General features: G+C 73.7%; 17 protein-coding genes. 12 read left to right on the top strand and 5 right to left on the bottom strand.

Annotated features, from left to right (window positions below; translation table 11 throughout):
* The first annotated feature begins 64 nt into the window (after positions 1 to 64).
* The 9 genes from EUS26_RS00430 to EUS26_RS00395 all read left to right on the top strand — a co-directional run bounded on the left by EUS26_RS00430 (position 65) and on the right by EUS26_RS00395 (position 7,951).
* A complete protein-coding gene (locus EUS26_RS00430; protein WP_058890497.1) occupies positions 65 to 277 on the top strand; it encodes a hypervirulence associated TUDOR domain-containing protein in 213 nt (70 codons plus the stop codon).
* Between the two features lie 46 nt (positions 278 to 323).
* The gene (locus EUS26_RS16815; protein WP_165368450.1) at positions 324 to 758 is read left to right on the top strand and encodes a hypothetical protein; all 435 of its coding nucleotides are present in this window, start codon (positions 324 to 326) and stop codon (positions 756 to 758) included.
* Positions 759 to 898: 140 nt separating this feature from the next.
* Positions 899 to 2,062, top strand: a complete 1,164-nt coding sequence (locus EUS26_RS00420; protein ID WP_130011212.1) for a PIG-L family deacetylase — start codon at positions 899 to 901, stop codon at positions 2,060 to 2,062.
* Positions 2,062 to 3,069, top strand: coding sequence for an ATP-grasp domain-containing protein (locus tag EUS26_RS00415; RefSeq protein WP_130011211.1), 1,008 nt, complete (start codon positions 2,062 to 2,064; stop codon positions 3,067 to 3,069). Before EUS26_RS00420 ends, EUS26_RS00415 begins: the two co-directional genes overlap by 1 nt.
* The gene (locus EUS26_RS00410; RefSeq protein WP_130011210.1) at positions 3,066 to 3,770 is read left to right on the top strand and encodes a PHP domain-containing protein; all 705 of its coding nucleotides are present in this window, start codon (positions 3,066 to 3,068) and stop codon (positions 3,768 to 3,770) included. The genes EUS26_RS00415 and EUS26_RS00410 overlap by 4 nt, the downstream gene beginning before the upstream one ends.
* The gene (locus EUS26_RS00405; protein WP_238148744.1) at positions 3,767 to 5,266 is read left to right on the top strand and encodes a glycosyltransferase family 2 protein; all 1,500 of its coding nucleotides are present in this window, start codon (positions 3,767 to 3,769) and stop codon (positions 5,264 to 5,266) included. Before EUS26_RS00410 ends, EUS26_RS00405 begins: the two co-directional genes overlap by 4 nt.
* Positions 5,263 to 5,403 carry a hypothetical protein gene (locus tag EUS26_RS16810; protein WP_165368449.1) on the top strand — a complete coding sequence of 47 codons (141 nt, stop codon included), beginning with the start codon at positions 5,263 to 5,265 and terminating at the stop codon, positions 5,401 to 5,403. Before EUS26_RS00405 ends, EUS26_RS16810 begins: the two co-directional genes overlap by 4 nt.
* Positions 5,400 to 7,211, top strand: a complete 1,812-nt coding sequence (locus tag EUS26_RS00400; protein WP_130011209.1) for a hypothetical protein — start codon at positions 5,400 to 5,402, stop codon at positions 7,209 to 7,211. Before EUS26_RS16810 ends, EUS26_RS00400 begins: the two co-directional genes overlap by 4 nt.
* Positions 7,211 to 7,951 (top strand): hypothetical protein, encoded by a 741-nt coding sequence (locus tag EUS26_RS00395; protein ID WP_130011208.1) that lies wholly within the window; start codon positions 7,211 to 7,213, stop codon positions 7,949 to 7,951. The genes EUS26_RS00400 and EUS26_RS00395 overlap by 1 nt, the downstream gene beginning before the upstream one ends.
* A gap of 31 nt (positions 7,952 to 7,982) precedes the next feature.
* Here the strand turns inward: EUS26_RS00395 and EUS26_RS00390 are convergent, their stop codons facing one another.
* From EUS26_RS00390 to EUS26_RS00380, 3 genes are all read right to left on the bottom strand, one after another.
* Complete coding sequence (locus EUS26_RS00390) at positions 7,983 to 8,786, bottom strand: class F sortase (protein WP_130011207.1); 804 nt, start codon at positions 8,784 to 8,786, stop codon at positions 7,983 to 7,985.
* Positions 8,787 to 8,862: 76 nt separating this feature from the next.
* The gene (locus tag EUS26_RS00385) at positions 8,863 to 9,855 is read right to left on the bottom strand and encodes a hypothetical protein (protein ID WP_130011206.1); all 993 of its coding nucleotides are present in this window, start codon (positions 9,853 to 9,855) and stop codon (positions 8,863 to 8,865) included.
* Positions 9,856 to 9,998: 143 nt separating this feature from the next.
* Complete coding sequence (locus EUS26_RS00380) at positions 9,999 to 10,535, bottom strand: DUF421 domain-containing protein (protein ID WP_130011205.1); 537 nt, start codon at positions 10,533 to 10,535, stop codon at positions 9,999 to 10,001.
* A gap of 135 nt (positions 10,536 to 10,670) precedes the next feature.
* On the opposite strand from EUS26_RS00380, the gene EUS26_RS00375 reads away from it, so the two are divergent.
* The 3 genes from EUS26_RS00375 to EUS26_RS00365 all read left to right on the top strand — a co-directional run bounded on the left by EUS26_RS00375 (position 10,671) and on the right by EUS26_RS00365 (position 14,298).
* Positions 10,671 to 12,020, top strand: coding sequence for an amidohydrolase (locus EUS26_RS00375; RefSeq protein WP_130011204.1), 1,350 nt, complete (start codon positions 10,671 to 10,673; stop codon positions 12,018 to 12,020).
* 75 nt (positions 12,021 to 12,095) lie between these two features.
* Positions 12,096 to 13,811 (top strand): AbgT family transporter, encoded by a 1,716-nt coding sequence (locus tag EUS26_RS00370; protein ID WP_130011203.1) that lies wholly within the window; start codon positions 12,096 to 12,098, stop codon positions 13,809 to 13,811.
* A 40-nt stretch (positions 13,812 to 13,851) separates the two neighbouring features.
* Complete coding sequence (locus EUS26_RS00365) at positions 13,852 to 14,298, top strand: DoxX family protein (RefSeq protein WP_130011202.1); 447 nt, start codon at positions 13,852 to 13,854, stop codon at positions 14,296 to 14,298.
* Here the strand turns inward: EUS26_RS00365 and EUS26_RS00360 are convergent.
* Both EUS26_RS00360 and EUS26_RS00355 read right to left on the bottom strand, forming a co-directional pair.
* Positions 14,264 to 14,611, bottom strand: coding sequence for a hypothetical protein (locus EUS26_RS00360; RefSeq protein WP_130011201.1), 348 nt, complete (start codon positions 14,609 to 14,611; stop codon positions 14,264 to 14,266). The genes EUS26_RS00365 and EUS26_RS00360 overlap by 35 nt on opposite strands.
* Before the next feature lie 55 nt (positions 14,612 to 14,666).
* The gene (locus EUS26_RS00355) at positions 14,667 to 15,416 is read right to left on the bottom strand and encodes an SDR family NAD(P)-dependent oxidoreductase (protein WP_238148743.1); all 750 of its coding nucleotides are present in this window, start codon (positions 15,414 to 15,416) and stop codon (positions 14,667 to 14,669) included.
* Positions 15,417 to 15,444: the final 28 nt, after the last annotated feature.

The raw sequence follows: 15,444 nt of genomic DNA, 5'->3' as shown, positions 1-15,444 counted from the left end.
CGCCGTGCTGACCGCTGCCCCACCGGGGCGGCGGTCATCACTATCACCACCAGGAGGAGAGATCATGGCCATCCGCACCGGGACGAAGGTCCGCTGGAAGTGGGGCGACGACTACGCCGAGGGCAAGGTCACCGAGGTCCACCACGACACGGTCGAGCGCCAGAGCAAGGGCAACACCATCAAGCGCAAGGGCAGCGACGACGACCCCGCCTACGTCATCGAGCAGGAGGACGGGACCACCGTGCTCAAGCTGAGCAGCGAGGTGGAGCGCGCCTGAGCGCGATCGGGGCGACGCATCGCCGGCAGGTTCCTAGTCTGAGGACGTGAGCGCACCGGACCCGGCCGACGAGTGGCTGATGCAGCCGCGCTGGCTGCCGACGCTGCGTGCCGGGATCGGCGTCGCCGTCCTCGTCAGCGCCGTCGTGGCGCTCGTGCTCGCCCACCCCTGGCGGGTGCTCGAGGTCGTCATGGTCGCCGTCTGGGCAGGGTATGGCGCATTCCTCGTCTGGGCCAGCCGTCGCGAGCGCAGCGGCACCCGGCTCGAGGACGACGCCGTCGTCGTGACCTCCGGCCGGCAGACGACCCGCCTCACCCGGGCCGACATCCTCGACCTGCGCACCGACCAGCCGGGGCAGCATGCGTGGCGGCTGCAGGCGGTGCGCCGGGACGGGCGGCTCGTCACGCTGCTGGGCGTGCCGCCCTCGGAGCTGGACCGGCTGCGGCGGTGGCACGTCGGCGGCCCGGTCGGGGGTCGCTGAGCGGGCACGCGTGCGACCGACGACCAACCGACCTGCAGGTATGGGATGGGTAAAGAATCGTCGGAACCGTGCGGTCGAGCGGCGTCCGGACCCTAGGCTGGACTGGCGCACGGACAGATCGCCAGGAGGGAGCCGCGCGGGTGGAGAAGCCCACGGAGGACCAGTCGGTCCTGCTGTCGATGGGTGCCTCCACCTGGCACCCGGGAGGGTCAGGACTCCCCGGGGTCGTGCACTCCACCCCGCCCCCGCCCTACACCGTGCTCGTCATCGGTGAGGCCCCCGCCGAGCAGATCTCCACGTGCCTGCGCCGTGCGGGGTGTGCCGTCCAGCCGGTCGAGCCGTGGGCAGCGGTCGAGCGTGCGGCGTCCGACCGCTCGGTGCGGCTCGCCGTGGTGTCCGCCGAGGTCATGGCCCACGGGGAGGGAGAGGGGATGGTCGGCGACCTTCGCTCGGTGGTGCCGGGGCTGCACGTGGTGCTGCTCGCCGCCACCGACCAGCTCGACCCGGCCATGCTCGTCCGCGCCCTGCGCGCGGGGGTCACGGACGTCGTGGACCCCGACGACGTCGTCACCATGACCGCCTGCACCGAACGCGTCCTCGAGCGGGTCCGCGACACGGCCGAGCGGGTGCTGGCCGTCGGTGCCCACCCGGACGACGTCGAGATCGGCTGCGCGGGCACGCTGCTGGACCACCGTCGCCGGGGCGACGACGTCGTCATCCTCACCCTGAGCCGCGGGGCCGTGGGAGGCGACCAGCAGGACCGCCTGGGTGAGGCCGAGGCTGCTGCGGCTCGTATCGGCGCGCGGCTGCTCATCGCCGACCTCCCGGACACCTGCATCGACCCGGGCATCGACACCATCCGGCTGATCGAGGCGGTGGTGAAGACCGTCGACCCGACCGTGGTCTACGTCCACACCAAGCACGACAACCACCAGGACCACCGGGCGGTGAACACCGCCGTGCTCAGCGCCGTGCGGCAGGTCCCCCGGGTGTACGCGTACCAGTCGCCGTCGTCGTCCAACGACTTCTCACCCACCCGCTACGTCCCCGTCGACGCCGTGATCGCCCAGAAGGTGGACGTCCTGGCGCTGTTCGAGTCGCAGCGCGACCGCACCTACCTGGAGCCGGAGTCAGTGGTCGCGTCCGCCCGCTACTGGGCCCGCAGCCTCGCCCCCCGGGCCAGGTATGCCGAGCCGTTCGAGGTCATCCGCAGCTTCACCCCCGACCGGACCGAGGGGCCGGGGCAGGACCGGAAGGACGCGACCGCGTCGCTCTTCCAGCTGCCCACCGGGGCCCGAGGATGATGCCGGCAGCGGAGGCCGATCGACCGGTCGTCCTGGTGACCGGGGCAGGCGGAGCGGCTGCCGTCACCCTGATCGAGGCACTGGCCGACGACTACGCCGTCGCGGCGGCCGACCTCGACCCGCTGGCGGTGGGCCTCTATCTCGTGCCCGGCGAGCGGCGCGGTCTGCTGCCCCGTGGCGCCGACCCCGCCTTCGTCGACGAGCTCATCGCCCTGGCCCGCCGGGTGGGGGCGACCCTCGTCATCCCGACGGTGGACGTGGAGCTGGCGGCCGTGGCGCAGGCCCGGGGCCGGTTCGCCGAGCACGGCATGACCGTCCTCGTCGAGCAGCCGGAGACCCTGCGGCTGTGCCTGGACAAGCACCTGCTCATGCGGCACTGCGCCGCGGTCGTCCGGGTGCCCCGCACGGTGCTGTGGGACGAGCAGGCCACCCCCGAGCAGGTCGAGGACCTCGGGCTGCCGTTCATCATCAAGCCACGCCAGGGTGCCGGCGGTCGCGGCTTCGCCGTGCTGCACAGCATCTCGGAGCTGGACGCGGTCCCCCGCGACGGCACCAACATCCTCCAGGAGCACCTGCCGGGGGAGGAGTTCTCGGTCGACGTGCTCGGTCGCCCCGAGGGCGGGGCGCCGGTCGCCGCCGTCCCTCGTCGCCGGGACAAGGTCGACTCGGGCATCGCCGTCGCCGGCCGGACCGTGGCCGACCCGGAGCTGGTCGCGGCGGGCCGTGCGGTGGCCGAACGCATCGGGGTCGTCGGCGTCGTCAACGTCCAGCTGCGCCGGGCCGCCGACGGGACACCGGCGCTGCTGGAGGTGAATCCACGCTTCCCCGGCACCATGTCGCTGACCCGGGCGGCCGGTATCGACATGCCACGACTGGCCGCCCGCGCCGCCCTGGGCGAGACCCTGCCGCCGCGCCTCGACTTCGCCGAGGTCGCGGTGGTCCGTCACTGGGCCGACGTGGTGGTGCCGGTGGCCGACTACCCCTTCGCCCCGGGCCGGTCGTCGTGATCGACACGGGGGCCGACTGGCACACGCACTCCACCACCACGGACGGGCAGGACCCCCTGGCGGACATGGTCGCCGCCGGCGCCGCCGCAGGTCTGCACACCATCGGGCTCTCCGACCACGTCCGCGCCAGCACCAGCTGGTTGCCGGACTACGTGCGCGAGGTCCGGGGGCTGGCGGCGTCGGCACCGCTGGCGGTGCGCTGCGGTGTCGAGGTGAAGATCCTCGACGAGACCGGGCGCTTGGACCTCCCCGTCGAGCTGCCCCCGCTGGACTACCTGCTGGTGGCCGACCACCAGTTCCCGGGGCCGGACGGGCCGGTCCACCCGGAGGAGGTGCGCCGCCGGCTCGAGCAGGGCGCCTGGGACGCTGGGTCGGCCCTCGACCTGCTGGTGACGGCCACCGCCCGGGCGCTCGCCGCCAGCCCCGTCCCGCCGATCCTGGCCCACCTGTTCAGCCTGCTGCCCAAGTGCGGCCTGGACGAGCAGCAGGTCACGGGGGAGCACCTGGACGCGCTGGCCGACGCCTGCCTGGCGACCGGTGGGTGGGTCGAGGTCAACGAGAAGTGGCGCTGCCCCGGCATACCTGCGCTGACGCACCTGGCGCGCCGCGGCGTCGTCGTGAGCGCCGGCAGCGACGCCCACCGGGCCGTCGACGTGGGTCGGTGGGACTACGTGCCGGTGGCCGAGCGGGAGTTCTCGTGACCGGGTCGCCGATCGACGTGCTCGTCCTCGCGCTCACCGGGCTGGTGCTGCTCGGGGCGCTGCCCATGGTCGTCTCCACCGTCGGTTTCCTCCTGGTCACCGGGCACCGGTGGCGCACCCACTACGACACCGTCGACCCGGGGCAGCAGCCCAGGGTGGCCGTGCTGGTGCCGGCGTGGAACGAGGCGCTCGTCCTCGAGCACTCGGTCGACCGGATGATGGAGCTCGACTACCCCCCGGACCGGCTGCGGCTCGTCGTCGTCGACGACGCCAGCACCGACCACACCCCCGAGCTCCTCGCCGACGCCGCCCGGCGTCACCCGGGCCGGGTGGTCGCGCTGCGCCGTGAGCAGGGTGGGCAGGGCAAGGCGCACACCCTCAACCACGGCCTCGACGTGCTCCTCGCCGACGACTGGGCGCAGGCCGTGCTCATCACGGACGCCGACGTCATCTTCCGCCCCGACGCCGTCTCCCGGATGACCCGGCACCTGGCCGACCCGCAGGTCGGTGCCGTGACCGCCTTCATCCGGGAGGCCAGCGAGCCGTCGAGCTGGCTGAACCGCTACATCGGGTACGAGTATGCGGGCGCCCAGCTCGCCGCCCGCCGGGCCCAGAACGTCGTCGGCGCCCAGGCGTGTCTCGCCGGAGGGGCCCAGCTGCTGAGCCGGGAGAACCTGCAGGACCTGGGCGGGCGCATCGACGTCACCACCCTCGCCGAGGACACCGTGACGACCCTGAAGACACAGGTGGCCGGGCGTCGGGTCGTCTTCGACCCCCACGCCGAGTGCCTGGCCGAGGAGCCGGCCTCGGTGTCCGCGCTGTGGAAGCAGCGGCTGCGCTGGTCGCGCGGCAACCTGCAGGTCACCCGCCGCTTCCACCAGGTGTTCTTCCGCCCGCACCGCGAGCACCACCTGGGCAACGTGTGGTTCGGGCTGCAGTGGTACTGCACCATGCTCCTGCCCGCCTTCATGATCCTCGCCTCTGCAGCCCTCGCCACGATGTGGCTGCTCGACTCCGCGAGCGCCTGGCTGGCCTTCCAGGCGTACTGGGGCATCAGCGCGCTGGCCTTCGTCTACAGCACGACCTTCACGCTGCTGCTGGACGGTCGCATCGCGCGCCGCAGCTGGGCGCAGGCCCTGACGTTCCCAGGCCTGGTCAACGTCGCGATCCTGTGCTGGGTGCTGGCCCCGGCCCCGGTGGAGCTCGCGGCGTCGCAGCTGCTCGGCGGGTTCGGCCTGGACCCGGGGCCGGGGGCACGACGGTGGTTCGAGCTCTTCGTCTACCTCTGGACGTCGTTGTGCATGCTCGCGGCCTGGGCCGTCCGCCGGCTCGACGTCGCGAGCCCCGGGCACCGACTCGTCACGCCGCTGCTCGTGCTCGTGGGCTACGGGCCGCTGCTGTGCTCCATCACCTTCGCCGCCTACGTCGCGCAGGCCCGCGGGGCGGCGACGACCTGGGACAAGACCGAGAAGACGGGAAAGGTGAAGGTCGCATGAGGAACCTGGCACGCCGCCCACCCGCAGAGCTGCTGCGCACGGACGTGCGCTTCGAGAGGGGAGTGCTGTGGAAGGGTCTGCTCGCGCTCTGCCTCGTCCTGCTCCTGGCCTACGTGCGTCAGGTGTGGTGGCTGTGAGGTTCTGGTGCGCGCCGCTCCCGTGGGCACGCCTGATCCTCGTCGTCGGGCTCAGCGCCCTCATGACGCTCCCGACCGCGGACCTGGCGCGGGCGCAGCAGGACGAGTCCACCACCGAGGCAACCGGCCCCGACCCGGTTGCCTGGGAGTGGGTCCGCGGCCAGCTCGGGTCCGGGACCGAGGTCACCACCCCCTCCCGCCTCGAGGCCGACGAGGCCTACCCCGACGCCTGGACCGGGCCGGTCTCGGGCACCTTCGAGCTCTCCGGGGTGGAGACTCCGGAGCAGCTGCCGCGGACCCCGGTCGAGATCGACGAGGTTCCGGCGCCGGACTACCGCGGCCCGCTCCACGGCCGGGTGAGCCTCCCGCCCACGCCCGGGCGGTGGATCATCGACGTGATCCGCCAGACCCCCGGCGGCGAGGTCTCCGCCCAGCTGCAGACGCTGGTGGGCCCGGACGGGACCTTCAGCCTCGACCTCGCCGCCGCGGCCGACGGGACCGGCGAGTGGGGGCTGCGGGTCCTGGACGCGAACGCCGGGTATGCCCAGCACGGCGCGACCTGGCCCAGCCCCGCCGTCCTGGCGCACCTCGAGGTGCAGCTCTGGGTGGTCACCGACGCCGCGTACCACGTGGGCACCGCCCCCGCCCTGAGCGACGGGACGTTCGCCCTCGTCGACAGCCGCCCGGGAGCGAAGGTGCTGCGGCTGGTCGACACCCGCACCGGTGCCGTGCTGGCCGAGGCCGCGCCGGACACCGGGCTGGTGCGCTCTTTCGCGGTGCCGCAGGGCCACCCGATGCAGGGGCGGACCTACACCTACGACCAGGCGCTGGCGCTGCTCGCGGCCCTCTCGGTGGGTGACGAGGCGACCGCGCGCCGGTTGGGCCAGGGGCTGCTCGCGCTCCAGGTCGGAGCGGGTGCCCAGCAGGGCGCGCTGGTGTCGTCGTCGGCGGCCCTGGCGCCGGGATACGCCCGCCCCGAGCTGCGCACGGGCATCCACAGCGTCGCCACCTACGCGCTGCTGCGCTGGTGGGGGGAGCTGGACGAGGAGGACCCGCTGCGGCCCGAGGTCGAGGCGGCCACGACCTGGGCGGTGGCGTGGCTGATGCACCAGCAGGTCACCGAGGGACCGATGGCGGGCCTGGTGACCGCGGGCCACGGTCAGGACGGGCCGGGCGGCTTCGACGCCGCGGTGGCTCTGCCGTGGGCGTCCACCGAGCACAACCTCGACGCCTGGCACACCCTCGACCTGGCCGCGACGACCCTGTCCGGCGACTCCGGGGTGTCCGCCGGGCAGGCGGCGGACCGGTTGGAGGCGGCGATCGCCGATCTGCTGTGGGACCCGGTGGCCGGTGGCTTCCTGCAGGGCCGCAGTCCGTCGGGCCCGGACCCCACCCGAGCCCTCGACGTCGACTCCTGGGGTGCGATCTGGTGGCAGGCCACCGGGCGGTCCGAGCTGGCGTCGGCCGCGCTCGCGCGCGCGGCGGACCTGGCCTGGGCGCACGGCGGGCGGACCGGCTACGCACCGCACCTCGTGCAGCAGCCCCTGGTGTGGACCGAGGGGACGGCCGGGGTCGCCCTGGCTCAGCAGCGGGCGGGTGACGCCGCCGGGGCCCGGGCGACCCTCGACGGCCTCGGCCCCGCTGGCCCCGACGGTTCCCGGCCCGGGGCCTCGCGAGACGATCCGGCCGTGTCCATGACCACGGCACCTGCCGTGGCCGGCGTCACCTGGGTGCTCCTGACCGAGCAGGCGCTCGCCGGCCGACCGAGCATCTGGGACACCTCCGCACCGACAGGACCGAACGACTGATGCCCTACAGCCAACCCCGCGGCTACCGGCTGCACAGCAGCGTCTCGCTGCCCCACGTGACGAGGCGGCTCGAGCTGCTCGGGTGGCCGCTGTGGCGGGGTGAGGTGATCTCGACGCTGGCGGCCGTGTGCCACGAGGTGCTGGCCACCGGTGACCCGGACGACGTCTACGGCCGGCTCTCCCACGGCCAGGTCACCCGCGCCGACCTGCCGCTCAGCGCCAGGCACCGGGACAGCCTGATCGCCCAGGCGGCCGAGTTCATCGACGTGGCGCACGGGGTGATGGCCCTGCCCTCGGCGCGGCCGCTCTCCCCGGCGCTGGACCTGCGGTGCCGTGCGCAGTTCATGGACGATCCAGACGATCCGGCCGGCCCCTGGACCTACGTCCTCTTCGGCACGCAGCGGCAGGTGCTGCACGCCGCCTTCGCCGACATGGACGGCGTGGAGGCCTACCCGTTGGAGGACGGTCCCGACCGGGACGGGGGAGCGACCGACCGGGCCGTGGTCTGGGGGCGGGTGCTCGCGCCCTACGTCAGGTTCACCCCGCTGTCGGTGTCCGCGCCCGAGCCGCAGGTGCTCTTCGACGTCATCGAGTCGCAGGACATGGGGCCGGAGGCGGACGCGATCCTGATGGGCGAGGGCAAGGTCACCATCAGCGCCGTCGTGGACGCCTGCCGCCGGCTCGGGAGCGGTGCGCCGGAGGACCTGCGCGAGACGTTGCTGGCCCCCGCGCCGGCCTGAGCCGGCGCCTGGTCGGGCCGCCGGCGCCTGGTCAGGCCGTCCGGGTGGCCTGGACGACCCAGTTGTTGTGGCTGTGGCCGGTGAGGTCGATGCCCTGGCTCGGGTCGCAGGAGAAGAGCGAGACCTTGCGGCCCGGCTCGACGAGGCTCCACACCCAGGCGTAGTCGGAGCCCGCCTTGTCGGTCACGTCGTTCTTGGGCACCGAGAGCGCGTCGGCGTCGGCGCTGAAGGTCGCCTCACCGCCGTCGGCGTAGCGGACGACCACGACGTCGCCGGCCCGGACCTCGCCGAGCCGCTGGAACACGTCGCGGGCACCGTCATAGCTGGTGTGCCCGGCCAGGACCCCCGGGTAGCTCGACAGGTCGCCCGGCACGGTCGACCACTCGGGCGGGCCGTACCACCCCACCACGCCCGGCGGGGGGTTCAGCTCGTCCCGGTCGTTGAGCTGGGTGAGCGCCACCGGAGCGTCCACGAGCACGTCGTCGCCCCGGGAGACGGTGACGTGGACCGGGCCCTGCTGGGTGTCGGCCATGGGGGCGGGCTCCGTCGCGCCGGGCGTGGGGGAGGGTGTCGGGGAGGGTGGGGCGCTCGAGGACGCGGCGCGCGGTGTCGGGGTATGCCGCATCGTGGGGGTCTGCTCCACCGGCTCCGGCGGGGCTGCGGTCACCGCGGCCGACGGGGCGGTGGTCGGGGCGGTGGTGTCCGGCCCGGCGACCGTCGGGGCGCCCCGCCACCCCCAGATCGTCACCAGGGCACCGACGAGCGCCAGCGTCAGCAGCATCAGGGTGACGCCGCGACGGACGGACCGGCGGCGGGCGCCGGGGCTGGTGTCCACGGTGGGGCTCCTCAGGTGGGGGACCGGCACGGCCCCCGGCCGGCGGGTGGCCGGCCGGGGGCGTCGGTGGTGCGGGTCAGGCGGCGCGGCGCACCAGGGCGACGCCGGCCAGGGACAGCAGCGCCAGGCCCAGGCTCACGACGACGGGGTCGGCGCCACCGTCGGTCTGGACCGTGCCGGGGATCTGGTGGCCTCCGCCCCCGGGCTGACCGGGCGCCGGCTGTGCGGGCGGCGCCGGCTCACCGGGCGCGGGGGCGCAGTCCTGCTCGACCTCCACCTCACCCTCGCCGGCGAGGAGCACCTCGTCGCCGACGGGCTGGAGGTCCTCGTCGAACCCGGTCGCGCTCACCCAGTAGATGAGCTCGGCGGAGGTCTCGACGGTGGACGACTCACCGGGGGCGAGGAAGAAGTAGCCCTCGAAGTCGTCGGCGGACGGGTCGCCGTAGACCACGACGACCTCCTCGTCGGTGCGGCTGGTGAAGGTCACCGACCCGCAGGCCACCTCGGCCACGGTCCACTCCTCCTCCGGGAGCTCATCCATGAAGCCGCCGTCGCAGCCCTCGGTGGACACGCCGGTGACCGTCACCGGGCCGTCCAGCAGGGTCTGCTCCGCCGGGGCGGTGCGGTCGTACACGAGCACCTGGTAGGTCGCGGACTCGCCCTCCTCCAGCCAGTCGCCCCAGACACCCGCCCAGCCGTCCATGAAGCGCTCGGTCCGCAACGTCACCCAGGTGCCGTCGGTCTCCTGCTGCTGCAGCACGAGGCGCAGGTCGGTGTCGTCGCCGGCGTACTCGACGTAGACGTTGTAGGAGCTGTCCCAGCACTCGGGGCCGACGACCTCGACGGCGAAGTCCTCGGCAGGCAGCGCCTGGACCACCGCGTCCTCCGGGGCCTCGGTCTCGGTCGGGGCGTCGGTGCCCTCGTCCTCGACCGGGGCCGGCTCGGCGGTCTGGGTGGCGTCGTCCTCCAGGGCCGAGGCGGCCGGGACGACGAGCAGGGACATCAGCACGAGCGCGATGCCGGCCAGCAGGGCCGCCAACGGGCGCAGGGTGGGGAGGGGTAGGGACATGTGCTTCTCCGGGGGTGAAGACCTGCAACCGCGGCCGATCGTGGCCGGTCGGAGCGGCGCCCCGTCGCGGGAATGCTAAGTCACCTGGAAGGAATCTGGATATAGCGCGGCGAAGAAACGACCTGTGATGTGCGTCACTGCTGTTATTCGGCGTCGTCGCTGGTCAGAGCGCTCCAACGGGGCACGACCGCCAGCGCCCGGCCGTCACCGAGCGAGGAACGCCCGACGACGCTGAGGGTGCCGTCCGGCTCCAACACCACCGCACCCACCGCGTCCAGGCCGCCATGACCGGAAGAGCGCACCGCCTGCATCACCTCGTCGTGGGTGAGCCGCACCCGGGACAGCTGGTCCTCCAGCAGGCGGCCGTGCGCGACCACCAGGCTCGGCTCGGCGTTGACGAAGGACCGCCCGCCCGGCAGCCGGCTGCTCACGAGGGTGACGAGCAGCTGCGCCAGGATGAGCAGCGCCATCCCGGTCAGCGCGTCGACGTAGCGCACGTCCTTGCTCAGCACCGCGCTCGCCAGCATCGACCCCAGGGCCACGGTGACCACGAGGTCGAAGGCGCTGAGCTTGGCCAGGATGCGCTTGCCCCCCAGCCGCAGCAGCACCACCAGCGCGACGTAGGAGGCGGCCCCCACGAGCACGATCCTCAGGACGGCGGACCACGAGTCGAACCACACGGTCGATGACCTCTCCTCGGCGACGGGTACGGTCCCCAGTCTGCGTGCCGGCGGCCGGTGCAGCAGGCGCAGCCGCCGCCCCGCTGACCGGCGTCTCGCCTCGACAGCGCTTACAACCTGAGTAGTCTGCTGCAGATGCAGCCCGACACACCCCCCATCTCGACGGCCTTCCTGGACGAGCTCGAGCGGCAGACCCGGGCGACCGTCGCCGCGGCCGACCCACCCGACAGCCCCTTCTCCGGGGCGCCGCAGGAGGACCGGGACCGGCTGACCGTCCTCGTCGAGGAGTCCACCGAGGACCTGGTGGGGGTCGTGCGGCAGCTGCACGCCGACCCCGAGCTGGCCTACGAGGAGCACCGCTCCGCGGCCCTGCTCGCCGACCTCGTCACCCGGCGCACCGGCATACCCGTCGAGGTCGGCGCCCACGGTGTCGAGACCGCGCTGCGGGCCGAGGTCGCCACGGCCGGTTTCGACCCCGGGCGTCACCGGACGGTGGCCGTGCTGAGCGAGTACGACGCGCTTCCGGGCATCGGCCACGCCTGCGGCCACAACGTCATCGCCGCCACGGGGGTCGGGGCGTTCATCGCGCTGGCCCGCCTGGTCGCCGAGGCCGGCAGCGAGGTGCAGGGGCGGGTCGTCTTCCTCGGCACCCCCGCCGAGGAGGGGCACACCGGCAAGGAGGTCATGGCACGCGGCGGCGCCTGGGAGGGTCTGGACGCCGCGTGTATGACGCACCCGTTCGGCTACGACGTCGTGGACACCCTCTTCCTGGGCCGCCGGCTGCTGCGGGCCACCTTCACCGGTCACCCCGCGCACGCCTCCGCCCAGCCGTTCCAGGGCCGCAACGCGCTCGACGCGGCCGCGCTGGCCTACCAGGGCATCGGGCTGCTGCGGCAGCAGATGCCGCCCTCGGACCGGGTCCACGCCGTCATCACCGAGGGCGGCACCCGCCCGTCGATCATCACCGGCACGGCCACGATGCAGCTCTACGTCCGCTCCGCCTATCCCGCGACGCTCGTCGACCTGTCCGGCCGGGTCGAGCGGGTCATGCAGGGCGCCGCGCTGATGACCGACACCGCGGTCGAGCTTGAGTGGGACCACTACCCGCCCTCGCTGCCCATCCGCGGCAACGCCGCCCTCGGCGGCAGCTGGGTGCGCAGCCTGGGGGAGCGGGGTCGGGAGGTGCTGCCCGCCGGCACCGTCCCGGACGTGCTCGCCGGGTCCACCGACTTCGGCAACGTCAGCGTCCGCGTCCCCGGCATCCACCCGATGATCGCCATCGCCGGGCCCGACGCCGCGCTGCACACCGAGGAGTTCGCGGCGGCCGCGGCCACGGAGGCGGCCGAGCGTGCGGCGGTGGACGGCGCGGTCGGGCTGGCCCACACCGCATGGGACTTCCTCGCCGACGACGAGCTCGCCAGGGCCGCCCGGGAGGAGTTCGAGGAGGCCGGCGGCCCGCTGGACCCGGCGACCTACTTCGACTGAGCGGCGCCCGCCCGGGCACCACCCCCGACTGAGCGGCGTCCGCCGCCCGGCCCCACGACATACCGGAGGGACGCCATGACCACAGCCACGCGGGAGCGCCGAGGGGTCGGCGACCGGCTCCTCACCACCATCGAGCGCTGGGGCAACAAGCTGCCCGAGCCGTTCACCCTCTTCCTCGTCCTGCTCCTGATCACCGGGGTCGTCTCGACGGCGATGGCGCTCGCCGACGTCGCGGTGACCGTGCCCGGCACCGAGGACGGCCCGATCGAGATCCGGGGGCTGTTCACCGGCGAGGGGCTGGCGTGGTTCACCAGCAACCTGGGCCCCAACTTCATCGGCTTCCCGCCGCTGCAGACGGTGCTCACCATCCTGCTGGCCGTCGGCGTCGCCGAGAAGACGGGGATGCTCGCGGCGGTGGTGCGCAAGTCCTTCGGCTCGGCGCCGCGGTGGATGCTGCCGTATGTCGTCGGCATCGTCGGGGTGACCGGCTCGGTCATGGCGGACTCGGCGTTCATCATCATCCCGCCGCTGGCGGCCCTGGTCTTCAGGGCGGCCGGGCGGCACCCGGTCGCCGGCCTGCTGGGTGGCTTCGCGGCGGTGGGTGCCGGCTACTCGACCGCGCTGGTGCCGACGTCGTTGGACGCGCTCTTCGCCGGCATCACGACCGGAGTCATGGAGTCGCTCCCGGGGATCGAGACCACGCCGGTCAACCCCATCTCCAACTACTACTTCAACGTCGTCGCCGCCCTGCTGCTGGGCATGGTGTGCGGGTTCATCATCGACCGGGTCCTGGAGCCGCGGATGGTGAAGCAGGACGTGCCGACCGCGCAGGTCGACACCGGCGACGACGACGGGGCGGGACCGTCGACGGGCGAGGGCGAGGGCGAGGGCGAGGGCGAGGGCGAGGGCCGGCCGGACGGGCGGCGCGAGGTCGGGCGCGGGCACGCCGCCAGCGGCGACCAGGCGGTCGACGTCGAGGCGCCGAACGACGCCGGGACCCAGGGCGACACCGTCGACCCGGAGCTGTCGGCGATCGAGGCGAGGGGGCTGTGGTGGTCCCTCGCGGCGGCCGGGCTGCTGACCGTGGTCGTGCTGGGCGCCCTGCTCGTGCCGGCCTCGCCGTGGCGCAACGAGGAGGGCGGCTTCCTGCCGAGCTCCCCGCTGCTGGACTCGATCGTCTTCCTCGTCTTCGCCTACTTCATGACCATGGGCGTCGTCTACGGCCGGGTCGTGGGCACGGTGTCGGGGATGGGCGACATCGTCCGGATGATGAGCTCGGCGGTCAAGGACATGATGAGCTTCCTCATCCTGGCCTTCGTCCTCGGTCAGTTCATCGCGCTCTTCAACTGGACCGGCATCGGGGCGTGGATCGCGGTGAACGGCGCGGCCGGGCTGGAGGCCAGCGGCCTCACCGGCTTCCCGGCGGTGCTGGGCTTCATCCTGCTCGCCTCGTGCCTCAACCTCTTCATCGTCTCCGGGTCCTCGATGTGGACGATCATGGCGGCGGTCTTCGTGCCGATGTTCGCGCTCATCGGGCTGGAGCCGGCTTTCACCCAGGCCGCGTTCCGGGTCGGCGACTCGGCCACGCAGATCGTCACCCCGCTCAACCCCTACATGATCGTCATCCTCGGGCTGCTGCGGCGCTACGAGCCGGACGCCGGGCTGGGGACCGTCATCGCCCGGCTCGTCGTCTTCGTCGTGCCGTTCTGGGTGTCCTGGGCGGCGCTCGTCGGCATCTGGTACTTCTTCGACCTGCCGCTCGGGCCGGGCAACGGGATCTTCCTGCCCTGAGCAGCGGGGCACGGTCGGTCTGTCGGCCTAGGCTGGCCGCATGGACCTCGACCACCTCGCCCGCGTCGTCGGCCGGGTGCTGCTCGGTGCCTTCCTCACGTTCTCGGGCACCGGTCACCTGACCTTCGCCCGGGCCGACTTCCAGGCGCAGGTGCCGTCCTGGGTGCCCCTGGACGCCGACCTGGTCGTCGTCCTGTCGGGCGTCGTCGAGGTGCTGCTGGGCCTGGCGCTGGTCTTCCTGCCGCGGTGGCGGGTGCTCGTCGGCTGGGTGACCGCAGCGTTCTTCGTGGCGGTGTTCCCCGGCAACGTCGCGCAGTACCTCGAGGGCCGGGACGCCTTCGGGCTGGACTCCGACACCGCCCGCCTGGTGCGGCTCTTCTTCCAGCCCGTCCTCGTGCTGTGGACCCTGTGGTCGACCGGTGCCTGGCGGGACCGACACCAGCTGGCGCGGGTCAGCGGCGGTCGAGCACCAGCGCCGCGGCGTTGAGCGCGGCCCAGGTGAGGGGCACGCCGACGAGCTTCGCGCGCTCGGAGGTGGGCCCGGTGGTGCCCAGGATCGCCGCGTCCCCGAGGTCGCCGGTGATGCGCAGGGCGGCCGCGACCGGCGCCAGCCCGGGCACGAAGGCCAGCGCCGACGTGCTGAGGTCGCGCACGGCGTAGGTCCGGGCCAGCCGGTCGGTGGCGCGCGCCGCGTCGCCGCTCTCGTCGAGCGCCGAGGAGAGGTGACGCGGTCGGGCCGCGGCGAACACGGCATACCCGGCGGTGAGCGCGGCCATCGTCCTGGTCAGGGGGTAGCTCATGGACCGACGATAGGGGGCCGGTCCGCGGGGCGCGCGGCAGCCGGGCAGGGTCGGGTCAGCGGGGCGGCATCCGCAGGGCGCCGTCGAGCCGGATGACCTCGCCGTTGAGCATGGGGTTGTCGACGATGTGGGCGACGAGCGAGGCGTACTCCTCCGGCCGGCCGAGCCTCGACGGGTGCGGCACCAGCGCCTCGAGCGAGTCTTTCACCTCGTCGCCGAGCCCGGCCATCATCGGCGTCTCGAAGACCCCCGGCGCGATGGTCATGACCCGGATGCCCTTGTCGGCGAGGTCGCGGGCGGCGGTCAGGGTGAGGCCGACGACTCCGGCCTTGGAGCTGGCGTATGCGGCCTGGCCGACCTGCCCGTCGAACGCCGCGACGCTGGCGGTCATGATGACGACACCGCGGTCGCCGTGCTCGGGCAGGTCGGGGTCGTTGCCGGCCATCGCCTCGGCCGCGAGCCGGAGCACGTTGAAGGTGCCGATGAGGTTGATCTCGACGACGGTGCGGTATGCCTCGAGGTCCAGCACGCCGCGGCGCGACAGGATGCGACCGGGCGTGGCGACGCCCGCGCAGTTGACCACCACGCGCAGCTCGCCGAGGTCGGTGGCGGCCTGCACGGCGGCGGCGACCTGGTCGGCGTCGCGCACGTCGGCGGCGGCGAAGGCGACCCGGCCCTCGCCGTGCTCGCCGGCGAGCGCCGCGGGGAGCTCCTCGGCGCGGCCGCCGGGCCGGGGGGTGCCGGTGCCAGCGGCCCGTCTCCCGTGCCGGGTCCGGTGGAGCTGCTGGTCGTCCCGGACACGCACGCGAGCCAGCCGGTCCACGTCGGGCGCG

The organism is Serinicoccus sediminis, assembly GCF_004153545.1.
Lineage (GTDB): Bacteria > Actinomycetota > Actinomycetes > Actinomycetales > Dermatophilaceae > Ornithinicoccus > Ornithinicoccus sediminis_A.
This window is presented reverse-complemented; position numbering and strand designations above follow the sequence as displayed.